This window comes from Kitasatospora sp. NBC_00070 (assembly GCF_045041205.1).
GTDB lineage: Bacteria > Actinomycetota > Actinomycetes > Streptomycetales > Streptomycetaceae > Kitasatospora.
In genome coordinates this window covers 5,764,904-5,783,061 of sequence record NZ_CP108247.1, presented here as the reverse complement: position 1 = coordinate 5,783,061, position 18,158 = coordinate 5,764,904, and the positions used below count along the sequence as shown (strand labels likewise).

At 72.7% G+C, this 18,158-nt stretch carries 3 protein-coding genes; all 3 read right to left on the bottom strand.

Annotated elements, in window-relative coordinates; genetic code table 11:
- Positions 1 to 89: 89 nt before the first annotated feature.
- Positions 90 to 1,409 carry a KamA family radical SAM protein gene (locus OHV05_RS26330; RefSeq protein ID WP_405019839.1) on the bottom strand — a complete coding sequence of 440 codons (1,320 nt, stop codon included), beginning with the start codon at positions 1,407 to 1,409 and terminating at the stop codon, positions 90 to 92.
- A 207-nt stretch (positions 1,410 to 1,616) separates the two neighbouring features.
- Positions 1,617 to 2,516 carry a proline iminopeptidase-family hydrolase gene (locus OHV05_RS26325; RefSeq protein WP_405019838.1) on the bottom strand — a complete coding sequence of 300 codons (900 nt, stop codon included), beginning with the start codon at positions 2,514 to 2,516 and terminating at the stop codon, positions 1,617 to 1,619.
- Between the two features lie 58 nt (positions 2,517 to 2,574).
- On the bottom strand, positions 2,575 to 18,132 hold the full coding sequence (locus OHV05_RS26320; protein WP_405019837.1) for an SDR family NAD(P)-dependent oxidoreductase: 15,558 nt from the start codon (positions 18,130 to 18,132) through the stop codon (positions 2,575 to 2,577).
- Positions 18,133 to 18,158: the final 26 nt, after the last annotated feature.

The window sequence follows — 18,158 nt, the reverse complement described above, 5'->3', positions numbered from 1 at the left end:
GCCAGCTCCTTCCACTGATTCTCTGCGGTCGCGCCCGGGCCGTGCGCCCGGACGGGGAGGAGGGTTCCGCCGCCGCTCCCCCGATGTGCTCAGGTGCCCTGGACCGCGGCCCGGATGTCGGCCGGCGTGGTGTCCGCGAGCACCAACTCGTCCACCCAGGAGGCGGTCTCCGAGAAGTGCGCCCGGAACGGGCGGCCGACCAGCTCGGGGTCGCGGGCCTGGAGCAGCCGCAGCTGGAAGAACTTGCCCTGCGGGGTGTCCTCGATGCCGTCCACCGCGACCTTGCCGGGCTTGGCGGACATCACCGGGCCGCGCACCGTCCGGGCCAGGCCCGGCAGTTGACGGTAGGCGGCCTGGAAGATGCCGACCGCCTGGGCCAGCGGCACCTTGAAGTACTCGTGCGGGCCGGTGTCCCGCTCCACGAACATGTAGTAGGGCACCACGCCGGCCCCGAGCTCCCGGCGCCACAGCTCGGCCCAGGCGTCGGCGTCGTCGTTGACCCGGCCGATCAGCGGGGCCTGCCCGTAGACCAGCGCACCGGTGGAGCGGATCCGTTGCAGCGCCCGCCGGGCGATGTCGGTCTCCAGCTCGCGCGGGTGGCTGAAGTGGCCCATCACCGCGAGGTTGCGGCCCGAGTCGACGATCTTCTCGAACAGCCAGAGCACCTCGTCGGCGTCCTGGTCGGTGACGAACCGCTGCGGCCAGTACGCCACCGACTTGGTGCCGATCCGGATGGTCCGGACGCTGTCGATCGCCAGCAGCGGCTCCAGGTGGCTGCGCAGCCGCTCGGTCGACATCACCATCGGGTCGCCACCGGTGACCAGCACGTCGGTCACCTGCGGGTGCGCCTTCAGGTACTCGACGAGCTGGCCCGGGTCCGGCGCGGCGAACTTGAGGTCGGCGTCGCCGACGAACTGCGCCCAGCGGAAGCAGTACGTGCAGTACGCGTGGCAGGTCTGCCCCTGGCCGGGGAAGTAGAGCACCGTCTCGCGGTACTTGTGCTGCATGCCGGCCAGCTCGACCCCGTCCAGCCGGGGGACGTTGAGCTCCTTCTGCCCGGACGGGTGCGGGTTCAGCCGCGAGCGGATGTCCTGCACGGTCTCCCGCAGCTGGAGCTTGTTCGCCGGGTCACCGGAGAGCACGCTCAGCCGCTTCTCGTCCTCGATCGACAGCATCCCCGGTTGCGGGAAGACCAGTTGGAAGATCGGGTCGTTCGGGATGTTGGTCCAGTCGATCAGCGAGGAGAGCACGTACTCGTTGACCCGGAACGGCAGGACCTGCGAGATCATCCGGACGGTCTCCTGCAGGTGCGCGGGAAGACCGTAGCGGCTGGCGATCTCGTCGATGTGTCTCGGGCCGAATGCTTTGAATCGCTCCGTGGTCGGAAATTCGAGGGTCAGCAGGGACATTCGGACATTCCTCCGGTCTCATGGGCCCGCCTGTGGGGATTGGGCCCCGGCATAGGTGTGCAACGCGGCCTGAATACCTTGAACCCGGCGAATCCAGTGACGGTTCGGGGACTTGACTCGCTGTAGCTCTGGAGACTAGTCCGGGGCCGTAATCGCCGACCCCCCTGTTCCGTCCCCTAGCCCGCCCGCCAACCCCTGGACTGCGGGTCAGTGAATCCGGTGCAGGTAACTGCTCAGCACCTCGAGGAACTTCTCCGGCTCCTCCAGGTGCGGCATGTGGCTGGAGTTCTCGAGGATCTCCCAGCGCACGTCCGGGATGAGGTCCGCGTACGGCTGGACGGTCGCCGGGGTGGCCTCGTCGTGGGCGCCGGTGATCAGCAGGGTGGGCACCGCGATCCGGTCGATGCAGTCGGTGACCCCCCAGTCCTTCAGGGTGCCGATCACGTGGAACTCGCTCGGCCCGTTCATGGTCCGGTAGACCGTGGGGTCGTTGTAGACCTCCATGAAGGAGGCCATGAAGTCCCTCGGCCAGGGGTCCATCCGGCAGACGTGCCGCAGGTAGAACGGCATCATCGCGTTGAAGTACTCCTGGCTGTCGGTGGTCCCGGCCGCCTCGTGCCTGAGCAGGGTGTCGTTCACCTCGAGCGGCAGCCGGTCGCGCAGCACCTTGGCCTCCTGCAGCCAGAGCGGGTACGACGCCGGGGCGTTCGCCACCACCAGGCCGCGCAGGCCGGCCGGACGGCCGGCGGCGTGCTTCGCCGCCAGCAGCCCGCCCCAGGACTGGCCGAACAACACGTAGTTGTCGGATATCCCCAACGCGCCGAGCAGATTGTCCAGTTCGTCGAGGAACAGCTGGACGGTCCAGAAATCCTCACCGCGGTCCGGCAGATGGGTCGAACCGCCGTTTCCGATCTGGTCGTAGTGCACCACCGGCCAGCCCTGCGCCGAGAGTTCGGCGAGATTCAGCAGATAGTCGTGGGTGCTGCCGGGGCCGCCGTGCACGGCGACCACGACCGGCTTGCCCGACTTCAGGTCTCCGGTGACCCGGTACCAGGTCTTGTGTTCACGAAACGGCACGCTTCCCTTGGCACTGGGCGCCAGAGCCATCGCTATCCCGATTCCCTTCGGTGTTCGTTCGGTCGACGGTCGGTTGCCCGGTCGTCGCTCAGTCGTCGATGGAGAGGCCCTCGAAGGCCATGCTGATCAGGCTGTCGGCGTCCAGCCCGTCGATCGAGCCGTCCTGGTCGGTCGGGCCGTCCTGCTCCGCGCCGCCCTCGCCGTCGGCCGACTCGCCGCCCAGCTCCAGCAGTTCGTCCAGCAGGCCGGCGATCCGCAGCCGGTCGATCGGGATCTCCCGCAGGATGCGGCGGATCCGGTCCTCCTCGGTGCCGACGGCACCGGCCTGGTCGGCTCCGGTCTCCGGGACCAGCACCTCACCGAGGTGCAGGGCCAGCGCCCTGGCGTTCGGGTAGTCGAAGACCAGCGTGGCCGGCAGCCGGAGGCCGGTGGCCGCGTTGACCTGGTTGCGGAACTCGACCGCCGACAGCGAGTCGAAGCCCAACTCCTTGAAGGCGCGGTCGGGTTCGACCGCGTGCGCCCCTGCGTGACCGAGGATCACGGCCGCCTGGGTCTGCACCAGGTCGAGCAGCACCTCGGCCCGCTCGGGCGCCTGCAGGCCGGTCAGCCGGGCCAGCAGGCCGTCGGCGGAGACCGCCCCGGCCGCGGCCGCGGCGGCCCGGCGCGGGCGGCCCCTGACCAGGCCCCGGAAGACCGGCGGCAGTTCGTCGCCCGCCTCCGCCAGGGTCCGCAGGTCGAGCCGGATCGGCAGCACCGCCGGGTCCGTCAAGCTCCCTGCCAGGTCGAAGAGTTCGAGGCCCCGCTCGGTCGGGATCGCCCCGATGCCGACCTTGCCCATCCGCCGGACGTCGGCCTCGGCCAGCTCGCCGGCCATGCCGCCGTCGGCCCACAGGCCCCAGGCCAGCGACTGGGCGGGCAGGCCGTGTGCCCGCCGGTGCGCGGCCAGCGCGTCCAGGAAGGCGTTGGCCGCCGCGTAGTTGCCCTGCCCCGCGTTGCCGAGCGTGCCGGCCGCCGAGGAGAAGAGCACGAAGGCGGTCAGGCCCATCCCGCTGGTCAGCTCGTGCAGGTTGAGCGCCGCGTCCACCTTCGGGCGCAGCACCCGGTCCATCCGCTCGGGCGTCAGCGAGCCGATCGCACCGTCGTCCAGCACACCCGCGAGGTGCACCACCCCGGAGAGCCGACGGTCGGTCAGCAGCGCGGCCACCGAACCCCGGTCGGAGACGTCGCAGGCGGCGATCTCCACCTCGGCGCCCAGCCCGGCCAGTTCGGCCCGCAGCTCGGACATCCCGTCGGCGGCGGCGCCGCGCCGGCTGACCAGCAGCAGGCTGCGGACCCCGTGCTCGGTCACCAGGCGACGGGCCACCAGCCGGCCCAGCAGACCGGTCGCCCCGGTCACCAGCACCGGCCGGTCCGTGGTCCGGTCGAAGCGGGTGACCGGCTCGGCCGGCTCGCCCTCGGCGACCGGCACCCGGGCCAGCCGGCCCGCCAGGACCGTACCGCCCCGGACCACCGACTGCGGTTCACCGGTGGCCAGGACGGCGGCGAGCGCCTCGCCCTCCGCGGCCCGCCCGGTGTCCAGGTCGGCGAGCACGATGCCCTCGGGGTTGCTCAGCTGGGCGGCCCGGACCAGGCCCCAGACGGCCGCACCGGCCAGGTCGGTGACGTCCTCCCCCGGCAGCGCGACCGCGCCCCGGGTGAGCACCGCCAGCGTGGCGGCGGCGAACCGCTGCTCCGCCGACCAGCTCTGGAGGACCGCGAGCACCCGGTGGGTGGCGGTGCGGACCGCTTCGGCGTCGTTACCGCCGTCGACCCGCAGCACCACCGTGCCGGACACCGCCGACCCGTCGACGGCGACTGTCTCCCAGTCCACCCCGGACACCGGCACGACCGGTCCGGCCGGGGTCACCGGCGTCCAGTCCAGCGTGAACAGGCTGTCGTGGAAGGCCGTCCGGCCCGCCGCCAGCTGGGCGTCGGAGACCGGGCGGGAGACCAGCGAGCGCACCGACGCCAGCGGGTTGCCGAGGGCGTCGGCGATGGCCAGCGCCACGGTGTTCTCCCCCGTGGGCGAGATCCGGACCCGGACGGCGGCCGCACCGGCCGCGAAGAGCTCGACGCCCGACCAGGAGAACGGCAGCACCCGGCCGCCGGCCTCCCCGTCGGCGCTGTCGTTGGCGAGGATCGCCGCGTGCAGGCAGGCGTCCAGCAGCGCCGGGTGCAGCCCGAACCGGGCCGCCTCGGTGTGCGTCTCGACCGGCAGCGCGACCTCCGCGAGGATCGACTCACCGTCCTGCCAGACCGCCCGCAGGCCCTGGAACACCGGGCCGTAGCCGAAGCCGATGGCCAGCAGTCGCCGGTAGCCGTCCTCGATGTCCACCGCCGTCGCACCGTTCGGCGGCCAGGCGGTCAGGTCGAAGGAGGGTGCCCGGGTCTCGTCGGTGAGCAGACCCTCGGCGTGCAGGGTCCAACCCGTCGCCTCGTCGCCCTCCAGGTGGGAGTGGATGGTGACCGGACGGGCACCCGTCCCGTCCGCCGCGCCGACCGCGACCTGGAGCTGGACACCCCCGCGCTCCGGCAGCACCAGCGGCGCCTGGAGCGTCAGTTCCTCCAGCACCCCGCAGCCCAGCTGGTCGCCGGCCCGGATCGCCAGCTCGACGAAACCGGTGCCGGGGAAGAGCGTGGTCTCCCCCACCACGTGGTCGGCCAGCCAGGACTGGGCGCCGGTGGCGAGCCGGCCGGTGAGCACCAGGCCCGCACCGTCCGGGAGTTCGACGGCCGCACCGAGCAGCGGGTGCTCGACGGCGTCCTGACCGACCGAGGCGACGTCGTTCACACCGGCCAGCGCGTCCACCCAGTAGCGGGTCCGCTGGAAGGCGTACGTCGGCAGGTCCACCCGGCGGGCGCCCGAGCCGGCGAAGAAGGCCGGCCAGTCGACCGCCACACCGGCGGCGTGCAGCCGACCGAGCGCGGTGACCAGCGTCGTGCTCTCCGGACGGTCCCGGCGGACGGCCGCGACGAACAGTGCCCGGTCCGACTCGACGCTCTGCTGGGCCAGCCCGGTGAGGATGCCGTCGGGGCCGATCTCCACGAACCGGGAGGCCCCGCGCGACTCCAACTCCCGCACGTTGTCGGCGAACCGGACCGCGTCGCGGACGTGGCCGACCCAGTACTCCGGGTCCGTGACGTTGCCGGTGGTCACCACCGGGGTCTTCGGCTCGGTGAAGGTCAGTCCGCTGACGACGGTGCGGAACTCGTCCAGCATCGGGTCCATCAGCGGCGAGTGGAACGCGTGCGAGACACTCAGGCGCTTGGTGCGCTCGAAGCCCTCGGCGATCCGCAGCACGGTCGCCTCGTCACCCGACACCACCACCGAGCGCGGGCCGTTGACGGCCGCGATGCTCACCTGGTCGGTCAGCTGCGGCAGCACATCCTCCTCGGTGGCCTCGATCGCCACCATCGCACCGCCGGTGGGCAGTTCCTGCATCAGGCGGCCACGGGCCGACACCAGCTTGGCCGCGTCCTTGAGCGAGAACACCCCGGCCACGTGAGCGGCGGCGATCTCACCGACGGAGTGGCCGGCCAGGAAGTCGGGCCGGACACCCCAGGACTGCACCAGGCGGTACAGCGCGACCTCGAAGGCGAACAGCGCACGCTGCGCGTTCACCGTACGGTTCAACTCGTCGGCATCGTCGCCCCAGACCACCTCACGCAGCGAACCGCCCAGCTCCGCCAACACCTCGTCAAAGGCGGCAGCGAACACCGGGAAGGCGGCGTGCAGTTCACGCCCCATCCCGAGCCGCTGCGACCCCTGGCCGGTGAACAGGAAGGCCACCTGCGCGCCCGGCCGGGCCAGGCTGACGCTGCCGCCGCCCGCCGCCAGCTCGCGGAGTGCGGCGAGCAGTTCCGCCCGGTCGGCACCGACGGCCACCGCCCGCTGGTCCAGCGCGGACCGCGAGGTGGCGAGGGAGAACCCCAGGTCGGCCAGGGCCAGTTCGGGCCGGGCCTCGACGTGGTCGGCGAGCCGGGCCGCCTGGGCCGGGATCGCGTCCACGTTCTTCGCCGAGACCACCAGCGGCACCACCGGCAGCTCGGCGGCCACGGTGACCGGCTGGGCCACCTCCGCCGGGGCCTGCTCGATGATGACGTGGGCGTTGGTGCCGCTCAGGCCGAAGGAGGAGATGCCGGCCCGGCGCGGACGGCCGGTCTCCGGCCAGTCCCGACGCTCCGTCAGCAGCTGGACGTTGCCTTCGGTCCAGTCCACCTTGGAGGTCGGTGCGTCCACGTGCAGGGTCTTCGGCAGCACCCCGTTGCGGATCGCCTCGACCATCTTGATGATGCCGCTGACACCGGCGGCGGCCTGGGCGTGCGCCAGGTTGGACTTGATGGAGCCGAGCCACAACGGCTGGTCCACCGGCCGGTCCTGACCGTACGTCGCCAGCAGCGCCTGCGCCTCGATCGGGTCACCCAACGTGGTACCCGTACCGTGCGCCTCCACCGCGTCGACCTCGGCCGTCGTCAGCCCCGCGTTCGCCAGCGCCTGCCGGATCACCCGCTGCTGGGACGGACCGTTCGGCGCCGTCAGGCCGTTCGACGCACCGTCCTGGTTGATCGCGCTGCCCCGCACCACCGCGAGCACCGGGTGCCCGTTGCGCCGCGCGTCCGACAGCCGCTCCACCAGCAGGACGCCGACACCCTCGGACCAGCCGGTCCCGTCGGTCGCCTCGGCGAACGACTTGCAGCGCCCGTCCTTGGCCATCCCGCGCTGCCGGCTGAAGTCGATGAACATGCCCGGGGTGGACATCACGGCCACACCACCGGCCAGCGCCAGCGACACCTCGCCGGAGCGGAGTGCCTGAACCGCCATGTGCAGCGCGACCAGCGAGGAGGAGCAGGCGGTGTCGACCGTGACGGCCGGACCCTCCAGCCCCAGGGTGTAGGCGACCCGGCCGGTCACCAGGCTGCCGCCGCTGGTCGTGGCGGCCTCCGGGCCGAGGCCGTAGTCGTGGTACATCACGCCGCCGAAGACGCCGGTGCGGCTGCCCTTGAGCGAGAGCGGGTCGATGCCCGCGTGCTCGATCGCCTCCCAGGACGCCTCCAGCAGCAGGCGCTGCTGGGGGTCGATGGTGACCGCCTCGTTCGGGGAGATCCCGAAGAAGTCGGCGTCGAAGTCGGCGGCGTCGTACAGGAATCCGCCGGTCCGGGTGTACGTGCGGCCCGGCTTGCCCGGCTCCGGGTCGTAGAGCGCGTCGAGGTCCCAGCCACGGTCGGTCGGGAAGTCCGACACCGCGTCGACCCCGTCCAGCACCAGCTGCCAGAGGTCGCCCGGCGACTCCACGCCGCCCGGGTAGCGGCAGGCCATGCCGACGATGACGATCGGGTCGTCGGTCAGCGGCGTCACCACCGCGACCGGGGAGGCGGACTCGGCCTCGGTACCGGCCAGGGTCTCGCCGATGTGGTCGGCGACCGCCTGGGCGCTCGGGTAGTCGAAGACCAGGGTGGCGGAGAGCCGGATGCCGATCACCGTGTTCAGGCGGTTGCGCAGCTCGACCGCGCTGAGCGAGTCGAAGCCCAGCTCCTTGAAGGCCCGGTCGGGCTCCACCTCGTCGATCGAGGCGTGGCCCAGGACGGCGGCCACCTCGGTCCTGACCAGCTCCAGCAGGGCCCGGCCGCGCTCGGCGGCGTCGAGGCGGGCGAGCTGCTGCCCGACCGCCGAACCCCCGCCGGCCCCGGCCCGCGCCGTCTGCCGGGCCGGGGCCCGGACCAGTCCGCGCAGCAGGCTGTGCAGCGAATCACCTTGCGTGCGAAGGGCCTTGGGGTCGATCCGGAGCGGCACCAGGACGGCTTCGCCGGTCGCGATCGAGGCGTCGAACAGCGCCAGGCCCTCGGCCTGCGGCAGCGCGGGGAGGCCCAGCTTGGCCATCCGCTGCTCGGCGTCGTCGAGCGAGTGGGCACCGCTCATGCCGGTGGTGACGCCCCAGAGGCCGAACGCCATCGAGGTGGCCGGCAGACCGGCCGCCCGACGGTGGGTGGCCAGCGCGTCCAGGAAGACGTTCGCCGCCGCGTAGTTCGCCTGACCCGCCGCCAGCACCATGCCACCGGCCGACGAGAACATCACGAAGAACGCCAACTCGCTGTCGGCGGTCAGCTCGTGCAGGTGCCACGCGGCGTCCACCTTCGGCGCCAGCACCGCATCCAACCGCTCCGGCGTCACCGAAGTGACCACACCGTTGTCCATCACACCCGCGACATGCACCACGCCCACCAACGGACGCTCCAGCGAAGCGAGCAGGGTCTGCACCGAAGCGCGATCCGCCACGTCACAGGCCGCGATCTCGACCGCAGCTCCCAGGGCCTCCAGTTCGGCCGCCAACTCCCGTGCGCCCGGCGCCTCCAGGCCCCGGCGGCTGGTCAGCACCAGACTGCGGGCCCCGTGCCCGACCACCAGGTGCCGGGCCACCAGGGCACCGAGGCCACCGGTACCACCGGTCACCAGCACCGTGCCGTCGACCACCGAGGGCAGCTCACCCTCGACCGCGCCGACCTTCGCGAAGCGCGGTACCCGCACCACGCCGGCCCGAACCGCGGCCTCCACCTCACCCGAAGCCACCACCGCGCTCAACGCGGCGCCCGACTCCGGCAGGCCGTCCCAGTCGACCAGGACGAACCGGCCCGGGTTCTCGGCGATGGCGGCGCGCACCAGGCCCCAGACCGGAGCCTGCACCACGTCCACCGCATCACCGTCGACCGCGACCACACCGCCGCGCGTCAACACCACCAGGCGCGAGTCGGCGAAGCGCTCGTCGCCGAGCCACTCCCCCACCACGCCCAGCACCCGGCCGGCCAACTCCCTGACCCCACCGGGCACATCAGCTGCCTCAGGCGTCAGGCACTCCAACAGCACCGCCTCGGGCACCGCACCATCAGCCGTCAACGTGTCCCAGGCGGGCAGCGGACCGGTACCGGAACCGACCGGAAGCACCGGCCACTCCACCCGGAACAGCGACTCCACCCCACGCCCCGCCGACAACTGCTCCGACGACACCGGCCGCCCCACCACCGACCGCACCGACAGCACCGGCACACCCACACCGTCGGCGACGGCGAGGGCGATGTTGTGCTCGGGGCCGACCTGCGAGATCCGCACCCGGACCTCGTTGGCGCCGGCGGCGTGCAGGGTGACACCGTTCCAGGAGAACGGGAGCACCGGCTCTCCGTCGGGACGGTCCCCGGCGTCCAGCAGGATGGCGTGCATCGCGGCGTCCAGCAGGGCCGGGTGCAGGCCGAAGCGTGCGGCCTCGGCGTGCGACTCGGCCGGCAGGGCCACCTCGGCGAACAGCTCGTCACCGCGCTGCCAGGCGGCCTTCAGGCCCTGGAACACCGGCCCGTAGGCGTAGCCCTGGGCGAGCAGCAGCTCGTACGCGTCGCCGGTGGCGACGGTGGTGGCGCCGGCCGGCGGCCACTCCGAGAAGTCGAACGTCGGCGCTGCGGCACCGGAGGTCAGCACGCCCTCGGCGTGCAGCGTCCAGTCCCCGCCCTCGTCGCCCTCGACGCGGGAGTGCACGGTGACCGTCCGGGCACCCGAACCGTCCGCCTCGCCCACCGCCACCTGGACCTGCACCGAGGCACCCGGCGGCAGGATCAGCGGTGCCTGGAGCGTCAGCTCCTCCAGCAGGTCACAGCCGACCTGGTCGCCCGCCCGGATGGCGAGTTCGACGAAGCCGGTGCCCGGCAGCAGGACGTTGCCCAGCACGTCGTGGTCGGCGATCCAGGCGTGGGTATCGATCGACAGCCGCCCGGTCAGCACCGCACCGCCGGAGTCCGGCAGCGTGACGACGGCGCCGAGCAGCGGGTGGTCGGCCGAACGCAGGCCGGCGGACGAGATGTTGGTGGTGTCGCCGCCGAACCAGGAGTCGGCCAGGTACTCGTTGGTGTCGACCCAGAAGCGCTGCCGCTGGAAGGCGTACGTCGGCAGGTCGACCCGGCGGGCACCGGTGCCCGCGAACCGGGCGGCCCAGTCCAGCTCGACGCCCCCGGTGAACAGCCGCCCGAGCGCGGTGACGAAGGTAGCCGCCTCCGAACGGTCCCGGCGCTGGGTGGCGACCAGGACGGCGTCCTCGGACTCGACGCTCTGCTGGGCCAGCCCGGTCAGGATGCCGTCGGGGCCGATCTCCAGGAACCGCGTGACCCCCGAGGACTCCAACTCCCGTACGTTGTCGGCGAACCGGACCGCGTCCCGGACGTGACTCACCCAGTACTCGGGGTCGGCGAACGAACCCGAAGCCACCACCGGAATCACCGGCGCGGCGAAGGTCAGTCCGCTGACGACGGTGCGGAACTCGTCCAGCATCGGGTCCATCAGCGGCGAGTGGAACGCGTGCGAGACACTCAGCCGCTTGGTCCGCTCGAAGCCCTCGGCGATCCGCAGCACGGTCGCCTCGTCACCCGACACCACCACCGAGCGGGGGCCGTTCACCGCCGCGATGCTCACCTGGTCGGTCAGCAGCGGCAGCACATCCTCCTCGGTGGCCTCGATCGCCACCATCGCACCGCCAGAAGGCAGTTCCTGCATCAACCGCCCACGCGCCGACACCAGCTTCGCCGCGTCCGCAAGGGACAGCACACCAGCCACATGCGCGGCCGCGATCTCACCCACGGAGTGACCCGACAGGAAGTCAGGACGCACCCCCCACGACTCCACCAGCCGGTACAGCGCGACCTCGAAGGCGAACAGCGCACTCTGCGTGTTCACCGTACGGTTCAGCTCGTCGGCATCGTCGCCCCAGATCACCTCACGCAGCGACCCGTCCAGCTCCGCCAGCACCTCGTCGAAAGCCGAGGCGAACACCGGGAAGGCGGCGTGCAGCTCACACCCCATCCCCAACCGCTGCGACCCCTGCCCCGTGAACAGGAACGCCGTCCGACCCCGCGACCGACCCGATCCGCTCACCACTCCCGGGCTGGTCCGCCCATCTGCCAGCGCCCACAGCCCGGCGAGCAGCTCGTCCCGGTCGACGCCGACCACGACGCCCCGGTGCTCCAGCACCGCCCGCGAGGTGGCCAGCGACCAGCCGAGGTCGACCGGGGTCAACTCGGCGCTTGAGTCCAGGTGTTCGGCGAGCCGGGCCGCCTGTGCCCGCAGGGCCTCGGGGTTCTTCGCCGAGACCACCAGCGGCACCACCGGGAGGGCGGCCGTCACGGTCACCGGCTGCTCCACCTCCGCCGGGGCCTGCTCGATGATCACGTGCGCATTGGTGCCGCTGAGGCCGAAGGAGGAGATGCCGGCCCGGCGCGGACGGCCGGTCTCCGGCCAGTCCCGGTTCTCCGTCAGCAGCTGGACGTTGCCCTCGGTCCAGTCCACCTTCGTCGTCGGCGCGTCCACGTGCAGGGTCTTCGGCAGCACCCCGTTGCGGATCGCCTCGACCATCTTGATGATGCCGCCGGCACCCGCCGCCGCCTGGGTGTGGCCCAGGTTGGACTTGATCGAACCGAGCCACAACGGCTGGTCCACCGGACGGTCCTGACCGTACGTCGCCAGCAGCGCCTGCGCCTCGATCGGGTCACCAAGAGTGGTGCCCGTACCGTGCGCCTCCACCGCGTCCACGTCGGCGGTCGTCAGACCGGCGTTCGCCAGCGCCTGCCGGATCACCCGCTGCTGGGACGGACCGTTCGGCGCGGTCAGCCCGTTCGAGGCACCGTCCTGGTTGATCGCCGTGCTGCGCACCACCGCGAGCACGGGGTGCCCGTTGCGCCGCGCGTCCGACAGCCGCTCGACGAGCAGCATGCCGACGCCCTCGGACCAGCCCGTGCCGTCGGTGGCGTCCGCGAAGGACTTGCACCGGCCGTCCTTGGCCAGGCCCTTCTGCCGGCTGAACTCGACGAAGACCTCGGGGGTGGACATCACGGCCACACCACCGGCCAGCGCGAGCGAGCACTCGCCCGAACGGAGCGCCTGCGCCGCCAGGTGCAGGGCGACCAGCGAGGAGGAGCAGGCGGTGTCGATGGTGACGGCCGGGCCCTCCAGGCCGAAGACGTAGGACACCCGGCCGGAGGCGATCGCGCCCGTGCTGTTGTTGGCCGCGTAGTCGTGGTACATCATTCCGGCGAACACGCCGGTCGAGCTGCCCTTCAGCGTGCCCGGGTCGATCCCGGCCCGCTCGAACGCCTCCCAGGAGGTCTCGAGCAGCAGGCGCTGCTGCGGGTCCATGTACAGCGCCTCGTTCGGCGCGATGCCGAAGAACGCGGGGTCGAACCGGTCGGCGTCGTGCAGGAAGCCGCCCTCGCGGGTGTACGTGGTGTTGGCCCGCTCACCGGTCGGGTCGTAGACCTGCGCGGTGTCCCAGCCACGGTTGACCGGGAAGTCCGAGACCGCGTCCACCCCGTCGGCCACCAGCCGCCACAGGTCCTCCGGCGACTCGACACCGCCCGGGAACCGGCAGGCCATGCCGACGATGACGATCGGCTCGTCGTCCGTCCCCGAGGCCGTGGCGGCGACCGCGGCGATCTCGACCTTCGCGCCCTGGACCGCGTCCAGCAGATAGGCCGCCAGCGCGACCGGCGTCGGGTAGTCGAAGACCAGGGTGGCCGGCAGCCGGCGGCCGACCGCGTCGCTGAGGCTGTTGCGGAACTCCACGGCGGTGAGCGAGTCGAAGCCGAGGTCCTGGAAGTGCCGGTCCGGGTCGACCGCCTTGGGGTCCGGGTGGCCCAGCACGGCGGCGGCCTGACCGAGCACCAGGTCGAGCAGGGCCCCCGGCCACTTGTCCTCCGGCAGGGAGGCCAGCTTGCGTTGCAGCGCGCCGCTCTCGGTCTTCGCCCCGGCCTTCCGGCGGCGGGTCGCCGGGGCCAGGCCCCGGAACACCTCGGCGAGGTTCTCGCCCTGCGACCGGAGGGAGGCGAGGTCGAAACGGGTCGGCACGGTGATCGGCTCGTCGGTGCGCAGCGCGGCGTCGAAGGCCAGCACGCCGTCCTCGGCCGACAGGGCGAACATGCCGCCCTGGGAGATCCGGGAACGGTCCGCACTCGCCAGCTTGCCGGCCATGCCGCCGGCCTGGTCCCACAGACCCCAGGCGAGCGAGTGGGCGGTCAGGCCGTTGGCCCGACGGTGGGCGGCCAGCGCGTCGAGGAAGGAGTTCGCCGCCGCGTAGTTGCCCTGTCCGGGCGCGCCGAGCAGACCGGCGGCCGATGAGAACAGCACGAACGCGGCCAACTCCCGGTCGGCGGTGAGCTCGTGGAGGTTGAGTGCGGCGTCCACCTTCGGGCGGAGCACGGTGTCGATCCGCTCGGGGGTGAGCGAGCCGACCACGCCGTCGTCCAGCACACCGGCGATGTGCACCACGGCGGTCAGCGGCAGGTCCCGGAGCAGTTCGGCGGTGGCCCGACGGTCCGCCAGGTCCACGGCGGCGTACTCGACTTCGGCACCCAACTCGTTCAGCTCAGCCGCCAGTTCGGCCGCCCCGGGGGCGTCCGCACCGCGCCGGCTGACCAGCAGCAGCCTGCGCACGCCGTACTCGGCGGCCAGGTGCCGGACGAACAGTCCGCCGAGCGCGCCGGTGGCACCGCTGACCAGGACGGTGCCCTCGCCGTCGAGCACGACGCCGCCATCGGCGGGCGCCGTGACCCGGGCCAGCCGGGCCGCGCGCAGCACACCCTGACGCACCACCAGCTGCGGCTCACCGCTGGCGACGATCGCGGCCACCGTCGCCGCGGCCAACTCCCCGTCCAGGTCCACGAGCTGGATGCGCTCGGGGCTCTCGGACTGGGCCGAGCGCACCAGGCCCGCAGCGGCTGCGGCGGCCAGGTCGGTGACGTCCTCACCCGTCAGCGCGACGGCGCCCCGGGTGACCACCAGCAGGCGGGCGTCGGCGAACCGGTCCTCGGCCAGCCAGCGCTGGACCACTTCGAGGGTCCGGTAGGTGGCGGTGCGGACCGCCTCGGCGTCCGAGCCGCCGGTGATCTCCAGGGTCACCACCGGGGCGACCGCGCCACCGTCGGCGACCAGGGCCCAGTCGGCGTACGCCACCGGGGCGGCCGGGCCGTCCAGGGTGACCGGCGCCCAGTCCAGGCGGAACAGCGAGTCCTGTCCCCCGGAGCGGGCGGCGGCGAGCTGCTCGCCGGAGATCGGCCGCAGCACCAGCGAGTCGACCGAGGCCACCGGGCGGCCCTCGCCGTCCGCGACGGCCAGCGCGAGGCCGCCTCCGGTGCCGGTCGGGGTCAGCCGGACCCGGGCCACGGCCGCGCCGGCCGCGTGCAGCGAGACACCGGACCAGGCGAACGGCAGGGCGCCCTGCTCACCGATCGCACCGGTGAACACGGCCGCGTGCAGGCAGGCGTCCAGCAGCGCCGGGTGCAGCGCCAGCCGCTCGGCGTCGGACTTCGCCTGCTCGGGCAGGGCGACCTCGGCGAAGACCTGGTCGCCGACCTTCCAGACGGCCTGCAGGCCCTGGAACACCGGCCCGTAGGCCATCCCGGCGGCCGTGAACCCGTCGTACAGACCGCCCAGTTCGACCGGAACAGCACCGGTCGGCGGCCACTGGGTCAGCTCCTCGCCGGTCCGCCGGGCACCGGGGACCAGCACGCCGGTCGCGTGCCGGGTCCACGGCACGTCCGCGTCCGCGCCCTGCAGGCGGGAGTGGAAGGTCACGCTGCGGGCCCCGGTGTCGTCGGCGGGGCCGACCGCGACCTGCACCTGGACGGCGCCGATCTCGGGCAGCACCAGCGGCGCCTCCAGGGTGAGTTCGTCCAGCAGGTCGCAGTTGACCTGGTCGCCGGCCCGGATCGCCAGCTCGACGAAACCGGTGCCGGGGAACAGCACCGAGCCGCCGACCACGTGGTCGGCCAGCCAGCGCTGCGAGCCGATCGAGAGCCGGCCGGTCAGCACCACACCGTCGGTGTCGGCCAGCGTCACGGCCGCACCGAGCAGCGGGTGTTCGGCCGAGTCCAGACCGGCCGAGGTGACGTCCCCGAGACTGGGCTGGGCGTCGATCCAGTAGCGGGCGTGCTGGAACGCATAGGTGGGCAGGTCGATCCGCTCGGCACCGGAACCGGCGAAGAACGCCGACCAGTTGATACCGACACCGGCGGTGTGCAGCCGGGACAGCCCGGACAGCGCCGCCTCCGCCTCGGCGCGGTCCCGGCGCGCCAGCGCCACGAACACCGCGCTCTCGGCCTGGGTGGACTGCGGGGCCATCCCGGTCAGGATGCCGTCGGGGCCGATCTCCACGAAGCGGGAGACCCCGACCGACTCCAGGTACTGGACGCTCTCGGCGAACCGGACCGCGTCGCGGACGTGGTTGACCCAGTACTCGGGGTCGGTGACGCTGCCGCTGGCCACCACCGGGATCGTCGGCTCGGTGAACAGCAAGGTCCGGACCACGGCGCGGAATTCGGCCAGCATCGGGTCCATCAGCGGCGAGTGGAACGCGTGCGAGACGCTCAGCCGCTTGGTGCGCTCGAAGCCCTCGGCGATCCGCAGCACGGTCGCCTCGTCGCCCGAGACCACCACCGAGCGCGGGCCGTTCACCGCCGCGATGCTCACCTGGTCGGTGAGCAGCAGGAGGATCTCCTCCTCGGTGGCCTCGATCGCCACCATCGCACCGCCGGTGGGCAGTTCCTGCATCAGCCGCCCACGGGCGGACACCAGCTTCACCGCATCGGAGAGCGACAGCACCCCGGCGACGTGTGCAGCGGCGATCTCACCCACCGAGTGACCGGCCAGCAGATCCGGCCGCACACCCCAGGACTCCACCAGCCGGTACAGCGCCACCTCGAAGGCGAACAGCGCACGCTGGGTGTTGACCGTACGGTTCAACTCGTCGGCATCGTCGCCCCAGATCACCTCACGCAGCGAACCGCCCAGCTCCGCCAACACCTCGTCGAAAGCCGAGGCGAACACCGGGAAAGCAGCGTGCAGTTCACGCCCCATCCCGAGCCGCTGCGACCCCTGACCCGTGAACAGGAACGCCGTCCGGCCGTCGCCGACCACGCCCTTGACCACACCGGCGGCCTGCCCGCCCTCGGCCACGGCGGCCAGCCCGCGCAGCGCCGCCGCACCGTCACCCGCCAGGACCACCGCGCGGTGCTCCAGCGCCGCCCGCGAGGTGGCCAACGAGAAGGCGACGTCACGGGGGTCGAACTCGTCGGCCCCGCCGAGGTGTCCGGCGAGCCGGGCGGCCTGGTCCCGCAGCGCGTCCGCACTGCGGGCGGACAGCAGCCACGGCACCGGCACGTCGGCCGCGGGCTCGGGCCGCACCACCGGCTCGGCGGCGGGCTCCGCCTCGGGGGCCTGCTCGATGATCACGTGCGCGTTGGTGCCGCTCACGCCGAAGGCCGAGACGCCGGCCCGGCGCGGGTAGCCGTGGTCCGGCCACTCCTGGGCCTCCGTCAGCAGCCGGACGTTGCCCGCCGACCAGTCGACGTGCGAGGACGGCTCGGTGACGTGCAGTGTCTCGGGCATCAGGCCGTGGCGGATCGCCATGACCATCTTCATCACGCCGCCGACACCGGCCGCCGCCTGGGCGTGGCCGATGTTGGACTTGATCGAGCCGAGCCAGAGCGGCCGGTCCTCGGGCCGGGCCTGGCCGTAGGTGGCCAGCAGCGCCTGGGCCTCGATCGGGTCACCCAGCGTGGTGCCGGTGCCGTGGCCCTCGACCAGGTCGACCTGACCGGCGGGGACCCGGGCGTTGGCCAGCGCCTGCCGGATCACCTTCTGCTGGGCCAGGCCGTTCGGAGCGGTCAGGCCGTTGGAGGCACCGTCCTGGTTGATGGCGCTGCCCCGGATCACCGCGAGCACCGGGTGCCCGTTGCGCCGCGCGTCCGACAGCCGCTCCAGCAGCAGCACGCCGGCGCCCTCGGACCAGCCGGTCCCGTCGGCCGACTCCGAGAACGCCTTGCAGCGGCCGTCCGGGGCCAGGCCGCGCTGACGGCTGAAGGCGATGAACGGCGACGGGGTGGACATCACCATCACGCCACCGGCCAGCGCGAGCGTGCACTCCTTGCGGCGGAGCGCCTCGGCGGCCAGGTGCAGCGCGATCAGCGAGGAGGAGCAGGCGGTGTCGACCGAGAGGGACGGGCCCTCCAGGCCGAGCACGTAGGAGACCCGGCCCGAGATCACCGACGACGCGCTGGCCGTGGTCATGTACGCCTCGGCCACCTCGGGCGCGGCGTCCAGCAGGTCCTCGTAGTCCTGGATGCCCGACCCGGTGAAGACGCCGACGCCCGCACCGCGCACGGTGTCGGGGCTGATGCCCGCCCGCTCGAACGCCTCCCAGCTGATCTCCAGCATCAGGCGCTGCTGCGGGTCCATGGTCAGGGCCTCGCGCGGGCTGATGCCGAAGAAGCCGGGGTCGAAGTCGGCGACGTCGTGGACGAACCCGCCCTCCCGGACGTAGCTGGTCCCGGACCGGTCGGCATCGGTGTCGTGGTCGATGACCCAGCCGCGGTCGGCCGGGAACTGCGTCACCGCGTCCCGGCCCTCCGCGACCAGTTGCCAGAGCTCCTCCGGCGAGGTCACCCCACCGGGATACCGGCAGCTCATCGCCACGATCGCGATCGGCTCCAGGTCCTCGCTCTCGATCTGCTGGAGCCGCTGCCGGGTCTGGTGCAGATCGGCAGTGACGCGCTTGAGGTAATCGAGGAGCTTGTCGTCGTTCGCCATCTCAGTCCCACCGAGTCCTTTGGTCC

Coding starts and splice junctions, on each gene's coding strand:
- OHV05_RS26330 (WP_405019839.1), bottom strand. CDS start 1,409: ATGTCCCTGCTGACCCTCGAATTTCCGACCACGGAGCGATTCAAAGCA.
- OHV05_RS26325 (WP_405019838.1), bottom strand. CDS start 2,516: ATGGCTCTGGCGCCCAGTGCCAAGGGAAGCGTGCCGTTTCGTGAACAC.
- OHV05_RS26320 (WP_405019837.1), bottom strand. CDS start 18,132: ATGGCGAACGACGACAAGCTCCTCGATTACCTCAAGCGCGTCACTGCC.